Origin of the sequence: Pseudoalteromonas xiamenensis, from assembly GCF_017638925.1 — a bacterium.
In the GTDB taxonomy this organism is placed as follows: domain Bacteria; phylum Pseudomonadota; class Gammaproteobacteria; order Enterobacterales; family Alteromonadaceae; genus Pseudoalteromonas; species Pseudoalteromonas xiamenensis.
In genome coordinates, this window is sequence record NZ_CP072133.1 from 2,443,811 (window position 1) to 2,460,000 (window position 16,190).

The 16,190-nt window shown below is 44.0% G+C and carries 19 protein-coding genes and 2 pseudogenes; 20 read left to right on the top strand and 1 reads right to left on the bottom strand.

The genetic code is table 11. The features are described from left to right. Window positions 1-217 precede the first annotated feature (217 nt). Both J5O05_RS11850 and J5O05_RS11855 read left to right on the top strand, forming a co-directional pair. Window positions 218-2,152 carry an AsmA family protein gene (locus tag J5O05_RS11850; RefSeq protein WP_208842217.1) on the top strand — a complete coding sequence of 645 codons (1,935 nt, stop codon included), beginning with the start codon at window positions 218-220 and terminating at the stop codon, window positions 2,150-2,152. A 189-nt stretch (window positions 2,153-2,341) separates the two neighbouring features. Further along, window positions 2,342-2,854, top strand: coding sequence for a hypothetical protein (locus J5O05_RS11855; RefSeq protein ID WP_208842218.1), 513 nt, complete (start codon window positions 2,342-2,344; stop codon window positions 2,852-2,854). On the opposite strand, the gene J5O05_RS11860 is transcribed toward J5O05_RS11855, so the two are convergent. Beyond that, window positions 2,851-5,337, bottom strand: a complete 2,487-nt coding sequence (locus J5O05_RS11860; RefSeq protein WP_208842219.1) for a serine/threonine-protein kinase — start codon at window positions 5,335-5,337, stop codon at window positions 2,851-2,853. The two genes, J5O05_RS11855 and J5O05_RS11860, sit on opposite strands and share 4 nt — an antisense overlap. A gap of 294 nt (window positions 5,338-5,631) precedes the next feature. On the opposite strand from J5O05_RS11860, the gene J5O05_RS11865 reads away from it, so the two are divergent. From J5O05_RS11865 to rplQ, 18 genes and pseudogenes are all read left to right on the top strand, one after another. Continuing rightward, complete coding sequence (locus J5O05_RS11865) at window positions 5,632-6,486, top strand: polysaccharide deacetylase family protein (RefSeq protein WP_208842220.1); 855 nt, start codon at window positions 5,632-5,634, stop codon at window positions 6,484-6,486. A gap of 344 nt (window positions 6,487-6,830) precedes the next feature. Then, a complete protein-coding gene (gene rplN, locus J5O05_RS11870; RefSeq protein ID WP_208842221.1) occupies window positions 6,831-7,199 on the top strand; it encodes a 50S ribosomal protein L14 in 369 nt (122 codons plus the stop codon). Window positions 7,200-7,209: 10 nt separating this feature from the next. Continuing rightward, a complete protein-coding gene (gene rplX / locus J5O05_RS11875; RefSeq protein ID WP_208842222.1) occupies window positions 7,210-7,524 on the top strand; it encodes a 50S ribosomal protein L24 in 315 nt (104 codons plus the stop codon). Between the two features lie 16 nt (window positions 7,525-7,540). Further along, complete coding sequence (rplE, locus tag J5O05_RS11880) at window positions 7,541-8,080, top strand: 50S ribosomal protein L5 (protein ID WP_208842223.1); 540 nt, start codon at window positions 7,541-7,543, stop codon at window positions 8,078-8,080. A 10-nt stretch (window positions 8,081-8,090) separates the two neighbouring features. Further along, window positions 8,091-8,396 (top strand): 30S ribosomal protein S14, encoded by a 306-nt coding sequence (gene rpsN / locus J5O05_RS11885; protein WP_208842224.1) that lies wholly within the window; start codon window positions 8,091-8,093, stop codon window positions 8,394-8,396. A 20-nt stretch (window positions 8,397-8,416) separates the two neighbouring features. Beyond that, on the top strand, window positions 8,417-8,809 hold the full coding sequence (gene rpsH, locus J5O05_RS11890) for a 30S ribosomal protein S8 (RefSeq protein ID WP_208842225.1): 393 nt from the start codon (window positions 8,417-8,419) through the stop codon (window positions 8,807-8,809). A gap of 16 nt (window positions 8,810-8,825) precedes the next feature. Beyond that, window positions 8,826-9,358, top strand: a pseudogene (gene rplF, locus J5O05_RS11895) (50S ribosomal protein L6). 9 nt (window positions 9,359-9,367) lie between these two features. Beyond that, the gene (rplR, locus tag J5O05_RS11900) at window positions 9,368-9,718 is read left to right on the top strand and encodes a 50S ribosomal protein L18 (RefSeq protein WP_208842226.1); all 351 of its coding nucleotides are present in this window, start codon (window positions 9,368-9,370) and stop codon (window positions 9,716-9,718) included. A 9-nt stretch (window positions 9,719-9,727) separates the two neighbouring features. Then, a complete protein-coding gene (gene rpsE, locus J5O05_RS11905) occupies window positions 9,728-10,234 on the top strand; it encodes a 30S ribosomal protein S5 (protein WP_208842227.1) in 507 nt (168 codons plus the stop codon). Between the two features lie 6 nt (window positions 10,235-10,240). Next, window positions 10,241-10,420 (top strand): 50S ribosomal protein L30, encoded by a 180-nt coding sequence (gene rpmD / locus J5O05_RS11910; protein ID WP_208842228.1) that lies wholly within the window; start codon window positions 10,241-10,243, stop codon window positions 10,418-10,420. A gap of 5 nt (window positions 10,421-10,425) precedes the next feature. After that, the gene (gene rplO / locus J5O05_RS11915; RefSeq protein WP_208842229.1) at window positions 10,426-10,860 is read left to right on the top strand and encodes a 50S ribosomal protein L15; all 435 of its coding nucleotides are present in this window, start codon (window positions 10,426-10,428) and stop codon (window positions 10,858-10,860) included. A gap of 11 nt (window positions 10,861-10,871) precedes the next feature. Further along, window positions 10,872-12,200, top strand: a complete 1,329-nt coding sequence (secY, locus tag J5O05_RS11920; protein ID WP_208842230.1) for a preprotein translocase subunit SecY — start codon at window positions 10,872-10,874, stop codon at window positions 12,198-12,200. Between the two features lie 23 nt (window positions 12,201-12,223). Next, window positions 12,224-12,337 (top strand): 50S ribosomal protein L36, encoded by a 114-nt coding sequence (gene rpmJ / locus J5O05_RS11925; protein ID WP_002959476.1) that lies wholly within the window; start codon window positions 12,224-12,226, stop codon window positions 12,335-12,337. Window positions 12,338-12,466: 129 nt separating this feature from the next. Then, the gene (gene rpsM, locus J5O05_RS11930; RefSeq protein ID WP_005490737.1) at window positions 12,467-12,823 is read left to right on the top strand and encodes a 30S ribosomal protein S13; all 357 of its coding nucleotides are present in this window, start codon (window positions 12,467-12,469) and stop codon (window positions 12,821-12,823) included. 13 nt (window positions 12,824-12,836) lie between these two features. After that, on the top strand, window positions 12,837-13,223 hold the full coding sequence (rpsK, locus tag J5O05_RS11935) for a 30S ribosomal protein S11 (RefSeq protein WP_208842231.1): 387 nt from the start codon (window positions 12,837-12,839) through the stop codon (window positions 13,221-13,223). A 20-nt stretch (window positions 13,224-13,243) separates the two neighbouring features. Next, window positions 13,244-13,865: pseudogene (rpsD, locus tag J5O05_RS11940) on the top strand (30S ribosomal protein S4). 24 nt (window positions 13,866-13,889) lie between these two features. Then, window positions 13,890-14,876: a DNA-directed RNA polymerase subunit alpha gene (locus tag J5O05_RS11945; RefSeq protein ID WP_208842232.1), complete on the top strand. Its 987-nt coding sequence runs from the start codon at window positions 13,890-13,892 to the stop codon at window positions 14,874-14,876. Between the two features lie 39 nt (window positions 14,877-14,915). Then, entirely contained in the window at window positions 14,916-15,311 is a 396-nt protein-coding gene (gene rplQ, locus J5O05_RS11950; RefSeq protein ID WP_005490733.1) for a 50S ribosomal protein L17, read from the top strand. Window positions 15,312-16,190: the final 879 nt, after the last annotated feature.

Genomic DNA, 16,190 nt, shown 5'->3' on the forward strand with positions numbered 1-16,190 from the left:
TGTAGCTAAATTCTCGTCAATGTAAGGGCGAGCATCATACCGAAGAATCCTTTTGATGCAATTTGCATTGAGAATATCCAAGTCCGTTTGAAGTTTATTTGTACAATTTATTGAAAATGCACGATGCAGCGATAAACGAAAAAGGAAATTGACATGATTTTATTTTATTGCGGCGCTAATATGACCAAATAACCGCAACGAAAAACGCGAGGGAACTATGTCTAGAGGAATGAAAATACTGGCTGGGGTGGGCATTGTCATTGTTGCTGGGGCAATTGTGATCCCACGACTTATCTCCACCGATGCGATTGTCGCAGAAGTCACCCAAGAAGTTGAAGCCATGACAGGCCGTACACTGACTATTCAAGGGGGCGCATCGTTATCTATATTCCCAAGTTTAAACATCGCGCTAAATGACGTTCAGTTTGCGAATTTCCCAGAGGGGACTGGCAAAAATATGGTCAGCATGAAGTCGCTGACATTGCATTTACCTTGGATGTCTATTTTCAGCGGTAAAATCGAGTTGGATAGATTCGTTATTCAAGAGCCGACCATTTTGCTCGAAACCAGTAAAACAGGTAAGCCAAACTGGCAATTGTTTGCGGCAACGAACCGCGAACCTGCTGCGGCAGGGCAAAGCGCAACTACCTTGCCGGAAGGCTTAGATATCGCACTGGGCGAAGTGGCTATTTATGGTGGTAGCGTAACGTATCTCGACGGGGTAACGGGTGCCAAAGAACAGTTACAAAACGTCAATGTCACCGTTTTACTCCCTTCTTTGTTCAAAAATATGCAAATTAATGGTGAAGTCACGTATAAAAACGAAGTAGTACGTTTAGAGACGACGCTTGAAACGCCCGCGAAACTCATCGAAGGACAGCCTTACGCGGTTAAAACGAGCGTGAATGCTGCACCATTGTCACTCGATTTTGAGGGGCAAATTGCACAGGGTGGTAAACAGGTCGACGGTGCGTTAGAGGTCAAAGGGGACTCGTTAGCGAAACTCACACAGTGGCACGGTGTAACGCTTGCCCAATCGGCAGAGGCTTATAACGCGTTTGCGGTGAAAGGTAAAATGGCCTTGAATCAAAATGTGTTTAAGTTAACCGACTTTAGTGCTTCTCTGGATGCGCTCAAAATCACAGGGGCGAGCACCGTAACGCTTGCCGACGTGCCGGCTATTCGTGCAAAATTTGATTTAGGCATGTTGGATGTAAATCCTTACTTACCTCCAGAGCTACAAGATAAAAAGCAAGAAGAAAGCTCACCGGCAACAAAGCCTGAACCGATAGTATGGGATGACAGCAAAATTGACCTGTCGGCTTTGAAAGGGCTTGATATTGAGTTAAACGTGACGGCGACAGGCTTGAAAGCCAGAAAAATAACGTTGGGTGAAAACCAGTTCTCGCTGGTGGCCAAAAATGGTGTAGCCAAACTTAGCCTAGATAAATTCAATGCATACGAAGGCAATGGGGTTGGGCAGGTAACCATTAATGCAGCGAAAACGCCTTACCAGATTAGCAGCGATTTTTCGCTCGATAAAATTAATGCTCAGCCACTGTTGAACGACGCGGTAGGGTTTGACAAGGTATTAGGGAAAGGCAGCATTGCGTTTGCCTTGGCGACCCATGGCGAGAGCCAGAAGCAATTTGTGAATGCGCTAAATGGTAACTTCAACTTTGCGCTGACTGACGGTGGTGTAAAAGGCGCCAATTTGGCAGAAATGGTTCGCCAAGCAAAAGAGTTATTAAAGGGGGATTTATCGTCGTTGAAAAATGGCCTTAATAGTGATTTCGACAAAGATAAAACTACCGATTTTTCATCTCTTACGGGAAGTTTCCTATTCAAACAAGGCGTTGGAACAAACCGTGATCTTATGATGGCGAATCCGCTTTTACGTATTACGGGCGAAGGACAAGTCGATTTGCCGAATACACTCGTAGACTATCGTTTGGTCACGGGCATTGTGGATACGATTGAAGGCCAAAATAGCCAAGATAAAAGTACCGGCTTTAAAGTACCAGTACGGATAAAAGGGCCATTCCATGATGTTAAAACCAATCTTGATTTAAGTGATGCGGCGAAAGAGCAGGCTAAAGACAAAGTAAAAGATAAACTCAAAGACAAGCTAAAAGGGTTGTTTGGAGGTTAGCACTGCGTTTTTAGGTGATACGAAGACATTGAAAAGGCGAGCATCGGCTCGCTTTTTTGTTTTAGCGCGAATGTTTTACTGTCGTGGTAAGTTTTTCGATGTATGTAATCTGATGTAATTGCTGGGCGTGCTAAAGTGTGTTTGTATTACGTGGTAGTACGACTTATTAATTCTATAAGGAAAACAAAAATGGCGAGTTCTTTAAGCTTTGAAGTGTCACCAAATGCAAATGGCGAAATGTGGGCAATCACGGGAACTGATGGTCAAACAGGTGAAGAGGTTAAGATTCATTTATCAAAAGAAATGAGCACAGTCAATTTGTATTACCAAATCAGCGCACAAAGCGCTGTGGAAGGTTGGCAGTTTGCGGATAATGGGACGCTTTTTGTTAATGCCCAAGATAACTTTAATTATCAAGTAAGCAGCATTGTGGCCAATGAAGGCAAAAGCATGATTGTGAGCATCACCAGCATTGAATCATGCAAAACCATTCCAGATGAAATTGCAAAAGAAATGGCGGACAATCTAAGTACACCGTACAGAGTTGGATTGGTAGACAACTATAACTTTGAAATTGCGTTTCGGTTAATCGCTAAAATCGTAAAGCCAGAACAACCAGATCAACCAGAGCAGCCAAAAGAGGATGTTCGTTATTTCTCGCAAGATCCTAGAGTTATTATTGATGACACAGATCCAGTCTAATTAGGCGTAGCTGGTTGGCAAAGATACGCATAGTGTTCTTTGCCAATTTTAGTCTCCAAACTCTGTACATCACATAAAGATTTAAACCAAGCAAGGCGGTAAAACGCGGCGTTCCAGCCAAGATTAAGACTTTGCTGCAGTGAGGCGCTTGCTGAGAATTTTTCGCCAAGTAGCGTTTGCACTAAGGTTTTGACGTAGTAGGCTTCGGCTGAATCCGGCGTTTGCAAAATGCTTTCTTCAACTAAGCTTAATGCCGCTTGAAATTGCCCTAAATGTGCCAGAGCCAGTATTCGGGGGAGTTCAAGTCCCTTTTGATCATGTCTGTCGACAATCTCTTGATACAGGTTATTAGCTTCAGTTACCTCGCCAGTCAAAAGGTATAAATCGGCAAGGTTTATCAGTGCGTCAGTATTGTCAGGCGCGATTTCAACCGTTTTTTGTGCATAGTCTAAAGCGGTTGTTAAATCGCCTTGTAATGTAAGCACTACCGCGTAGTTATTCAAAATCGCTGAGTTTACCGTTGCATGTGTAATTAACCTTCTGTAGGCGTCTGCCGCTTCAGTTAATTTACCAAGAAATAGTGAAACGTCTGCGATGTTTTTGAGCGTTTTGAAATCCTGTGGGGCATAGTCTTGTGCTTTTTTTAAATAAGTGAGCGCTTGGTCATAGCGGCCCAAGCGCATATTTAAAATAGCAGCATTACGGGTAACACTAAGAGTAGGCCTTAGTTTAAAGGCAATTTCAATGTGCTTGAGCGCAGTTTCATAGTCTTGTTGCATGCTATAAAATTGGCTCGTTTGGCCTTGTTTTTGAAATGCATCTAAAGCAGAGTTTTGTATCGCATCGAGCGCTTTTGTCGCTTGTCGGGTATCTTGCAGGTATAGATATAATTGCATCAACTCGACTTGGTATGCACTACTGTCTTTAAATTCATTGGGTGCGGTATCAAGAATATCTTTTAAGCGATAAAGCAAAGACTTGTCCGAGGTATTCCGAAAGTCCTTAATGGCATTTCTGGCGTACAACGAATACAGCGGCAAAAAGTCAGGGAATATTTTAATTAGCTTCTCAATTTCAGGCAGTAATACAGACAAGTCAGCGTCTGCTGATAATGATTTTTGCTGGAGTGTGACATATTGACTGAGGCGTTCATCATTTGCAGCATCCAATTTTGGATTGTCACTCAGCGGCTGAAAACTCAATGTTGCCAGTGATGCTTGGGTCATATTAAATATTTCGCCATAGTTTTCACTAGAGCTGACATTTCTTAGGTTATTAATCAGAGCAGCGTTTTGCCCATCAACGGTACTAAATTCAATGTCGCAGCTCTGTAGGGTGCAATTGAGTTGGATGGTGAGCAACTGTTCAGCATTTAACGCATGGCTTAAGTCTTTTAGCGACGCATTGTCACCCAGTAGTTTTTTGGCCAAGTTCACCTCACTGTCAGAAATGAGCACATAGTGAGAGTCGTTTAAAAAATATTGCTTTATCGCATCGTTGATGGCGAGGTTGAGTATTTGTTTATGCGAATCTAAAAGTTGACCGTCTCCCACAAACTCAGGCGGCACTGCGGCGACGTAGATTTTGGGTTTGTTGGCCTGCCAGTATTGATAGCCAAATATACACAGCAAACTGATGAACACCACACCTAAGCTGGCAACAAGGGCTTTTTTAAGATGAGGGAAACGCGGGGGAGGCAAAACGTCATTGAGCGCCATCGTATCACTGGAATCTTCATAACTAGCTTGCAACAGGGCTTGCTTAAGCTGGTGGGCGACTATTTGGGTGTTTAAGGGGCGCTTTTGAGGGTCTTGTTTTAGCAATGCATCCATTAAATCAGTCAGTGGTTTCGGTAACCCGAAGACTAGGTTTGCGGTTTCTGGCAATTGTGTGGTGCGAATGCGCTCAGCAACCGCTTTGTCAGAATCTTCACCAAAGGGGTGACGTCCGGCTAAGAGCTGAAAGACGATAATACCAAAACTGAATAAGTCGCTTCGATGATCCAACGGCAGGCGGTTCATTTGTTCAGGAGACATGGCTTTGAGTGAACCATAACTCGTGTTGGCTGTCTTTGCACCTTGTTCTTTTAGTTGCGCGATACCAAAATCCGCGATTTTAGCGACGCCTTGTTCGTTCACCAGAATATTTTCTGGTTTTAAATCTAAATGCAGTATGTTGCGTTCATGTGCCGCGACTAAGCCATTTGCAATATCGAACAGCAGTGACAGCTTTTTCTCAAGTGACAGGGTTACGGTACGGGTATAATGGGTTAACGTTTGGCCTTGCACATATTCCATTTCAAGGTATAAACCTTGATCCGACTCTTTCACGTCATAGAGCTGTACAATGTTGGTGTGGTTGAGCTGTGCGAGTAAACGAGCTTCTCGAAGCAAATCTTCTTTTTGACCGACCGACTCTTTTAAAAACTTCAGGGCGACTTTTCTGCCTAACCGAGTGTCTGTGGCGAGGTACACGTGACCCATTCCACTTCCGGCTATTTTGATGACATTTTCATAATGTTCACTGACAGAAAGCACGTTACTACATCCCTTGTTTATTATTAGTACTGAGTTTACTCTCTTAGCACTATTTAAGCCAAGTCATGCGACGAAAATACAATAACATGACGCTATTTTCTTGTTATGTTGGTTGATAACGCTGTCAGAACTCACTAAACCTCTGAATGGTATCAGATCTGAGCGGTGTGAACACAATGAAATAACGTGTTGGTTATTTCGGTCTAAAGGTGTGAATTCATATAAAGGAGTAGCTAAAACATGTTCAGTAAATATCCGCGATTACCACTACTGTTATTGTCCGCTTCGTTTGCCTGTGCGCAGGTCAGTGCAAATAATGCGGTGGAAACCGTTCCAGCAAAAAACATCACGTATCCGAATAAGGCTCGTAATGCGATAAGCATTACCTTCGACGATGCGAGAGCAACGCAATTAACAGAAGGCGTTCCTTTACTTAATCAATATCAGGTTAAAGGCACGTTTTACTTAATTCCAAACGCAGTGAGTGAACACATAGCAGGGTGGAAGGCTGCGGCAAAAGCTGGACATGAAATAGGCAATCACTCGTCGTCTCATTTGTGTACAGGAAATTTTCAGTGGCTTCGCTCCCAAAATGCAGGGCTTGAACAAGTGAATTTGGTGTGGATGGAAAAAGACATCCTTGATGCCAATACCTACCTTGAAACTAATCTCGGTGTGAAAATTCGCTCGTTTGCTTACCCATGTGGGCAAACCTTTGTCGGGCGGGGAGAGGCGGTCAAAAGTTATGTGCCTATCGTTGCAAAATATTTTGACACAGGTAGACGTTGGCTCGATGAAACAGGCAATAACCCGGGTTATGTGGATTTTGTGCAGTTAACGAGTTTGGACATAGACGGAAAAACATTTGAACAAGTAAAGCAAATGATAGAACAGCTTCGGGCTAACAACGCGTGGATCATATTAACAGGCCATGATGTAGGCTCAAGTGCTCAATACACGACCGACAAACAGATGTTGACTCAACTTTTCGGATATTTGCAGGCCCCTGAAAACGGATTTTGGTTGGGTACGGTATCTGAGGTTGCGGACCATATTCGTGCCCAACGTACTGCGCCAAAAACCGAGTTGAAATAAAAACTGGTGGTTTAAGGTAACTAAGAGACGAAAGTCCTGTTGATGACACTTGAATCTCAATATTATCACCCCCACTTTGATGAAACGCGCAAGGATACTTACGCGTTTTAAAAGTAAAAAGCATTGAGCAAAAAACATACACCTTTGATTGGTAAAGAATCCTTTTCCCCTCAGTCGTGTTCGGCTAATTTAATTAAAATTTAGCCTATCTTTCACTCGATATTGCTGATACAATTGCCCGCCCTTGAAAGACGAACGCTTCGTTTTTTGAGTGGAAATTAATCTAAATGCTTGGGTTTTAAACAAATTCAGGCGAGTTGTAACTACACCGGAGACTCATTAAGATGATCCAAATGCAAACTCAGCTGGACGTTGCTGATAACAGCGGCGCTCGCAAAGTGCAGTGTATTAAAGTCTTAGGTGGTTCGCACCGTCGTTACGCAACGGTTGGTGACATCATTAAAGTTTCTGTTAAAGAAGCGATTCCTCGCGCAAAAGTGAAGAAAGGTGATGTACTAAACGCTGTGGTAGTGCGCACTAGAAAAGGCATTCGTCGTCCAGACGGTTCTTTGATCCGTTTCGATTCAAACGCTGCTGTAATGCTTAACGCAAACCTTCAGCCAATCGGTACTCGTATCTTTGGCCCTGTGACTCGTGAACTACGTTCTGAAAAGTTCATGAAGATCATTTCACTAGCCCCAGAAGTACTGTAAGGAGTCGATCATGGCAGCAAAAATCCGTCGTGATGACGAAGTAATCGTACTAGCCGGTAAAGACAAAGGTAAGCGCGGTAAAGTGCTTTCAGTTGTTACTGAAACTGGTCGTGTATTTGTTGAAGGCGTAAATCTTATCAAGAAACACCAAAAGCCTGTACCACAACTACAGCAACCTGGTGGTGTCGTTGAGAAAGAAGCGTCAATCGACGTGTCAAATGTAGCGATTGTTAACCCAGAAACGGGTAAAGCGGATCGTGTTGGTTTTAGATTTGAAGACGGTAAAAAAGTCCGTTTCTTCAAGTCTACTGGTAAAACTATCTAAATAGTTGGAGTAGACGATGGCGAAACTGCATGAAGTGTACAAAGACAAAGTTGTTAAAGAACTTTTCGAAAAGTTCGGCTACAGCTCTGTCATGCAAGTCCCTCAGATCACTAAAATCACCCTTAATATGGGTGTGGGTGAAGCCCTTGCAGACAAGAAAATTCTTGATAACGCAGTAGCGGATCTTGAAGCAATCTCTGGTCAAAAAGCGCTTATTACTAAAGCACGCAAATCAGTTGCAGGCTTTAAAGTGCGTGAAGGCTACCCTATTGGCTGTAAAGTAACCCTACGCGGCGAGCGTATGTGGGAATTCTTAGAGCGTCTAGTATTTATCGCACTACCTCGTGTACGTGACTTCCGTGGCGTAAGCGCAAAGTCATTCGACGGTCGTGGTAACTACTCTATGGGCGTACGTGAACAAATCATCTTCCCTGAAATCGATTACGATAAAGTGGACAGAGTTCGTGGTATGGATATTACTATCACTACTACAGCTAAAAATGATGATGAAGGCCGTGCGTTATTAGAAGCGTTCAACTTCCCATTCAAGAAATAAGGGTAGGGTTATGGCAAAGAATTCAATGAAAGCACGTGAAGCTAAACGTGCAAAACTAGTAGCTCAGTTCGCTGAAAAGCGTCTAGCTCTTAAAGCTATCATCAGCGGTGTTAACACTTCTGATGAAGAACGTTGGGACGCGGTTGTTAAGCTACAATCTTTACCGCGTGATTCTGCCCCTACGCGTCAACGTAATCGTTGTAACATCACGGGCCGCCCTCATGGTTTCCTTCGCAAATTCGGCATGAGCCGTATTAAAGTTCGCGAAGCTGCTATGCGCGGTGAAATTCCTGGCCTTAAAAAGGCTTCTTGGTAATAGAATCACGGGAGTAAGACATGAGCTTGCAAGATCCTATTGCGGATTTGTTTACACGTATCCGTAACGGTCAGACTGCGAAGAAGGTATCAGTATCTATGCCAACTTCAAAGCTGAAAGTAGCTATCGCTAAAGTATTGAAAGATGAAGGTTATATTTCTGATTTCGCAGTAAATAGCGATGTTAAAGCAGAATTGACTATCGAACTTAAGTACTTCGAAGGCAAAGCTGTTATCGAAAACATCCAGCGTGTTAGCCGCCCTGGTCTACGTATCTATAAGAAACGTGACGAATTACCAAAGGTAATGGGTGGTCTAGGTATCGCTATCGTATCAACTTCTAAAGGCCTGATGACTGACCGTGCTGCGCGTAAAGCCGGTGTGGGCGGTGAAATCATTGGCTTTGTAGCTTAATTCTGGAGGGGAACACATGTCTCGTATAGCGAAGGCTCCAATTACTGTTCCTGCCGGTGTTGAAGTTACAATCAACGGCCAGGACATCAAGGTTAAAGGCAAAAACGGTGAATTGTCTCGCACAATCCACGCTGCAGTTGAAGTTGCGTTAAATGATAATGTAATCACGACTACACCTCGTGATGGCATTGAAAACGCATGGACCAAGCAGGTACTGCTCGCGCTCTAATCAACAACATGATCATCGGCGCAAGCAATGGTTATGAGAAGAAACTTCAGCTAGTTGGTGTTGGTTACCGTGCGGCTTCTAAGGGTAAAACATTAGATTTGACTCTTGGTTTCTCTCACCCGGTAGTTTTCGAAGTACCAGTAGGTATTACAATCGAAACGCCAAGCCAAACTGAAATTCTTGTTAAAGGCGCAGATAAGCAACTAGTTGGTCAAACAGCTGCTAACATTCGTGCATACCGTGCTCCAGAGCCTTACAAAGGTAAAGGTGTTCGTTACGCAGACGAAAACGTGCGTCGTAAAGAAGCTAAGAAGAAGTAAGGTAAGACGATGGATAAGAAAACAGCTCGTCTACGTCGTGCTAAACGCAGTCGTAGAAACATTATCGAACAAGGCACAACACGTCTTGTTATCCACCGCACGCCACGTCACATTTACGCTCAAGTAGTAAACGTTGAGGGTAAAGTACTGGCTGCTGCTTCTACTGTTGAAAAAGCAATTGCTGAAACAGTTAAAGGCACAAGCAACGTAGCTGCAGCTCAAGCTGTAGGTAAACTAGTTGCTGAACGCGCGGCAGACAAAGGCATCGAAAAGATTGCTTTCGACCGCAGTGGCTTTAAATATCACGGCCGTGTGAAGGCGCTTGCTGATGCAGCGCGTGAAGCTGGCTTGCAATTCTAGGAGTAGACAATGGCTAACGTAGAAGCAAAAGCACAACAGCCAGAATTGGCTGAGAAGCTAATCGCGGTAAACCGTGTGTCTAAAGTGGTTAAAGGTGGTCGTATCTTTAGTTTCACTGCACTAACTGTTGTTGGTGATGGCGCAGGTAAAGTAGGTTTCGGTTACGGTAAAGCACGTGAAGTTCCAGCTGCTATTCAAAAAGCAATGGAAAAAGCACGTCGTAACATGATTACTGTTGATCTAAACGGTCACACGCTACAGCACCCTATCAAGGGTCGCCACGCGGGTTCTAAAGTTTACATGCAACCAGCATCAGAAGGTACAGGTATCATCGCAGGTGGTGCGATGCGTGCAGTACTAGAAGTTGCGGGCGTACATAACGTACTGTCAAAAGCATACGGTTCAACTAACCCGATCAACATCGTTCGCGCAACTGTATCTGCGCTAGAGAGCATGAACTCTCCAGCTAAGATCGCAGCTAAGCGTGGTCTATCTGTTGAACAAATTCAGGGGTAATTAACCATGGCAAATACTGTAAAAGTGACTCAAGTAAAGAGCTCTATCGGTCGTTTACCGAAGCATAAAGCAACTTTACGCGGTCTTGGTTTACGTCGTATCAACCACACTGTTGAGCTTGAAGATACGCCAGCAGTACGCGGTATGATCAACCAAGTTTATTACATGGTTAAGGTTGAGGGGTAATTCGAATGCATTTGAATACACTTTCACCTGCTGTAGGTGCGAAAACTGAGAAGAAACGTCTTGGTCGTGGTATCGGTTCTGGTCTTGGTAAGACTGCGGGCCGTGGTCACAAAGGTCAAAAGTCACGTTCAGGTTCTTCAGTTCGTTGGGGCTTTGAAGGCGGTCAAATGCCTATGCAACGCCGTCTACCTAAGTTTGGTTTCGTTTCTCGCAAGTCACTTGTGTCTGCAGAAGTAAACCTATACGAAATCGCTAAAGTTGAAGGCGATACGGTAGATCTAAACACGCTTCAAGCAGCTGGTTTGATTAAAAAGAACGTTCTGTTCGTTAAAGTTGTAAAATCTGGCGAAGTTTCACGCGCAGTTACTGTAAAAGGTCTTAAAGTGACTAAAGGTGCTCGCGAAGCTATCGAAGCTGCCGGAGGCAAGGTAGAAGAGTAAGGAAGTACACTATGGCTAAACCAGGTAAAGAAATGCAAAGTGCACAAAGTGGCCTTGCGGAATTGAAGCGCCGATTACTATTCGTATTGGGTGCGATCATTATTTACCGTCTTGGATCATTTGTGCCAATCCCTGGTATTGACGCCGCTGTACTTGCCGAGTTCTTCGAGCAACAAAAGGGCACCATCGTTGAAATGTTTAACATGTTCAGTGGTGGTGCGCTTGAGCGTGCTTCTGTATTGGCTTTGGGTATTATGCCGTACATTTCGGCCTCGATTATCGTTCAACTTCTTACGCACATTCATCCAGCGATGATTGAGCTGAAGAAAGAGGGCGAAGCAGGTCGTAAGAAGATAAGCCAATACACACGTTATGGTACGCTCGTGCTTGCTACATTCCAGTCAATTGGTATTGCTACAGGCTTGCCAAACATGATGGACGGGTTAGTTGTTAACCCTGGTTTCGGTTTCTATTTCACCGCTGTGGTGAGCTTAGTAACTGGTACTATGTTCCTTATGTGGCTGGGCGAACAAATTACAGAACGCGGTATCGGTAACGGTATTTCAGTTCTGATTTTTGTTGGTATTGTAGCTAACCTGCCGTCTGCGATTGGTTCGACAGCAGAAATGGCGCGCCAAGGTGATTTGAATGTCTTTGTGCTGTTGCTAATTGGTGTGGTTGTATTCGCTGTGACTTACTTGGTGGTGTTCTTTGAACGTGGTCAACGTCGTATTGTCGTTAACTACGCAAAGCGTCAACAAGGTCGTCAGGTGTATGCTGCTCAAAGCACGCATTTGCCGTTGAAAGTTAATATGGCGGGTGTTATTCCACCAATCTTTGCTAGCAGTATCATTTTGTTCCCTGGTACAATAGCAAGCTGGTTCGGACAAGGTGAAGGTCCAGTTGCTGATGTTCTGTCTGCGATTTCAAGTGTGTTGACTCCTGGTCAACCGTTGTACGCGGTCGTTCTTGCAGCAGCGATTATCTTCTTCTGCTTTTTCTACACTGCGTTGGTATTTAACCCGCGTGAGACTGCAGATAACCTGAAAAAATCAGGTGCCTTTATTCCAGGCATTCGCCCAGGTGAACAGACGTCTAAATACATTGATAAAGTGATGACACGCCTCACATTAGCTGGAGCGTTGTATATAACCTTTATCTGTCTGGTGCCCGAGTTTATGACTATGGCATGGCAAACGCCATTCTACTTCGGCGGTACATCGGTTTTGATTATCGTTGTTGTGATCATGGACTTTATGGCACAAGTACAAACGCATATGATGACACATCAATATGAGTCTGTGCTGAAAAAAGCAAACCTTAAAGGCTATGGCCGATAAGGTCGTTTTCACGGAGTTGAGCAATGAAAGTACGTGCTTCCGTTAAGAAAATCTGCCGTAACTGTAAAGTTATTAAACGTGCTGGTGTAGTACGCGTAATTTGCAGTGAGCCTAAGCACAAGCAAAGGCAAGGCTAATTAAATAGACGTGCAGGCTGAGTATTTATACTTAGCCTGTGTTTTTAACTGGATTTGGTCTGCGTTTGAGTATCCTTGCGGGCTTTTCAAACTAATAGTATACCAAATCAATTTATAGGAGATGTGTTAGTGGCCCGTATCGCTGGCATTAACGTTCCTGATCATAAGCATGCAGTTATCGCTTTAACTGCGATTTATGGTGTAGGTAAAACACGCGCTAAGGCTATCTTAGCTGCGACAAATATCGCCGAAGACACAAAGATCGGCACTTTAGACGAAGCTACACTTGACATCCTTCGTGAAGAAGTTGGCAAGTACACTGTTGAAGGTGACCTTCGTCGTGAAGTTACATTGAGCATCAAGCGTCTTATGGATCTTGGTTGTTTCCGTGGCTTACGTCACCGTCGTTCGCTTCCACTACGTGGTCAGCGTACTAAGACTAACGCGCGTACTCGTAAGGGTCCTCGCAAGCCTATCAAGAAATAAGGTGGGGTAAGTTATGGCTAAAGCACCAATTCGTCGTAAAAAGGTCAAAAAGCAAGTTGCTGACGGTATGGCACACGTCCATGCGTCATTCAACAACACTATTGTGACCATCACTGACCGTCAAGGTAATGCTCTTTCTTGGGCGACTGCAGGTGGTTCTGGTTTCCGCGGTTCTCGTAAGTCTACTCCGTTCGTCGCGCAGGTTGCTGCTGAGCGTGCAGGTGCAGTTGCACAAGAGTACGGTCTTAAGAACCTAGAAGTATTCATTAAAGGTCCAGGTCCAGGCCGTGAGTCTGCTGTTCGTGCATTGAATGCTGCTGGTTTCCGTATCACTAACATCACTGACGTGACGCCAATCCCACATAATGGTTGTCGTCCACCGAAGAAACGTCGCGTATAACATAGGTTAGGAGAAAGAACATGGCAAGATATTTGGTACTCTAAGCTCAAGCTAAGTCGTCGTGAAGGTACTGACCTGTTCCTTAAAAGCGGCGTAAGAGCAATTGACTCTAAGTGTAAACTTGAAACTGCTCCTGGTCAGCACGGTGCTCGTAAGGGTCGCCTATCTGACTACGGTCTGCAACTACGTGAAAAGCAAAAAGTACGTCGTATTTACGGTGTGCTAGAAAAGCAATTCCGTAACTACTACAAAGAAGCTGCTCGCCTTAAAGGTAACACAGGTGAAAACCTATTACAGCTTCTAGAGCAACGTTTAGACAATGTTGTATATCGCATGGGTTTTGCAAGCACACGTGCTGAAGCACGTCAGCTAGTAAGCCACAAAGCGATTATGGTTAATGGTCGTGTTGTGAACGTACCTTCTTACACTATTACTCCAGAAGATGTAGTTGTAGTTCGTGAGAAGTCTAAGAAACAAGCGCGTATCATCGCTGCTCTAGAGTTGGCTGAGCAACGTGAAAAGCCAACTTGGATTGAAGTTGACGGTAGCAAAATGGAAGGTACTTTCAAGCGCCTACCAGAGCGTTCAGATCTGTCTGCGGACATTAACGAACAACTAATCGTCGAACTTTACTCGAAGTAAAGTTAAGAGTTAAGAGAGGATAACATGCAGGGTTCTGTAACCGAATTCCTAAAGCCAAGGTTAGTCGAGATTGAAGCAGTAAGTCCATCACGTTCTAAAGTTGTTTTAGAGCCGTTGGAGCGTGGCTTTGGTCACACGCTAGGTAACGCATTACGTCGTATCCTACTTTCGTCAATGCCAGGTTGTGCAGTGACTGAAGTTGAAATCGATGGTGTGTTGCACGAGTACAGCGCGAAAGAAGGCGTACAAGAAGACATCATTGAAATTCTGTTAAACCTTAAAGGTCTGGCAGTATCTCTAGAAGGTAAAGATGAAGTTTTCCTTACCCTGACTAAATCTGGCCTAGGCCCTGTGACTGCGGCTGACATCCAGCACGATGGTGATGTTACTATCGCTAACCCAGAGCACGTTATTTGCCATTTAACAGCAGATAACGCTGAGATCAGCATGCGCATTCGTGTACAGCGTGGTCGTGGTTATGTGCCAGCGTCAAGCCGCTTATCCTCTGATGACGATGAGCGTCCAATCGGTCGTCTGTTGCTTGATGCATCATTCAGCCCGGTTGAGCGTATTGCGTACTCGGTTGAGTCAGCTCGTGTTGAGCAGCGTACAGATTTAGACAAGTTAATCATTGATATGGAGACTAACGGTACTTTGGATCCTGAAGAAGCGATCCGCCGTGCGTCAACTATCCTAGCTGAGCAGCTAGAAGCGTTCGTAGATTTACGTGACGTTTCTGAGCCAGAAGCGAAAGAAGAGAAGCCTGAATTCGATCCTATTCTGCTTCGTCCAGTTGATGATCTTGAGCTGACTGTTCGTTCTGCAAACTGTCTGAAAGCCGAGCAAATTCAATATATTGGTGACTTAGTACAACGTACCGAAGTTGAGCTTCTTAAAACGCCAAACCTTGGTAAGAAGTCTCTAACTGAGATCAAAGACGTACTAGCTTCACGTGGTCTTTCTCTGGGCATGCGCCTAGAAAACTGGCCACCTGCAAGTCTAGCTGAGTAATCTAAGTTACTGTATTAGTTTAGTTAGAAGGATAGGGTCATGCGCCATCGTAAGAGTGGTCGTCAATTAAACCGTAACAGCAGCCATCGCAAAGCGATGTTCAGCAACATGGCTGGTTCTTTGGTGAAGCACGAAATCATCAAGACTACTTTGCCAAAAGCTAAAGAGTTGCGCCGTGTAATTGAGCCTTTAATCACACTGGCTAAGACTGACAGCGTAGCAAACCGTCGTTTAGCGTTTGCTCGCACGCGTGATAATGAAGTTGTTGGTAAGCTTTTCACTGAGATCGGCCCGCGTTTCGCGAACCGTCCAGGTGGTTACACTCGTATTCTTAAGTGTGGCTTCCGTGCTGGTGATAACGCACCAATGGCTTACATTGAGCTACTAGACCGCCCAGCGGCTGAAGCTCAAGAAGACGCACAGTCTGCTGAGTAAGTCTATATAGACACATAAAAAGCCGAGCCTAGCTCGGCTTTTTGTTTACAAGCGATTTGTTTTAAACGTAATACTGATCTTCTATCTTCTATCTTCTATCTTCTATCTTCTATCTTCTATCTTCTATCTTCTATCTTCTATCTTCTATCTTCTATCTTCTATTTAATTGTGAATGCTATCGCATTGGGCGATTGTAAGTCTTAGTTAATCCCTTTCTAATTTGCACTTCGTCTTTCATCTCTATATAGATGTGTCTATGGGATCGAATAATTCATCGTTTATGTAAAACTGCATCGACTTTACGATCAATGTCCCTCATCTCGATTTGTGGTAGAAGCGAAGGCTTCATTATCTCAAACAGCCTTGACACCCCTGCATACCGTATAAAAACGCTTAAAGATCATCTATAAGATCTATTCGAGATACTTTTAGGATCAGAGTAAAAGAGGGCTGAAAATCTCTTTAAATGAGATCCAAACAACAGAAAAAGAAAGTCTAAGCAAGTTTTCAAGGAAATTTGGAGTTATATTTGCTGAATAAATAGACAGTGATAGGGTGAAAACATACGGTTTTGGATGTTTTAGCTCGTTATTTGCTCGAACGATCCATTTTTCTAAGTTTTTTCAAAAAAAACGCTTGATCCTTTTTTGGATCGCCCTATAATGCGACCCCACTGAGACGGACAACGGCGCTGCAAAGCAAAGTGTGAAGTTGAAGTTGAGTCAAGTAAAACTGAGTGGCGAGCTTCGAAAGAAAATCAAAATTAAGTGTTGACAAAAAATGTGGATGACGTAAGATGCGCATCCCTACCGCGACACGTTTCGCGGCGAACTTTGAAAGTTCGATTCGTTCTTTAACAATATAAAGCAATCATCTGTG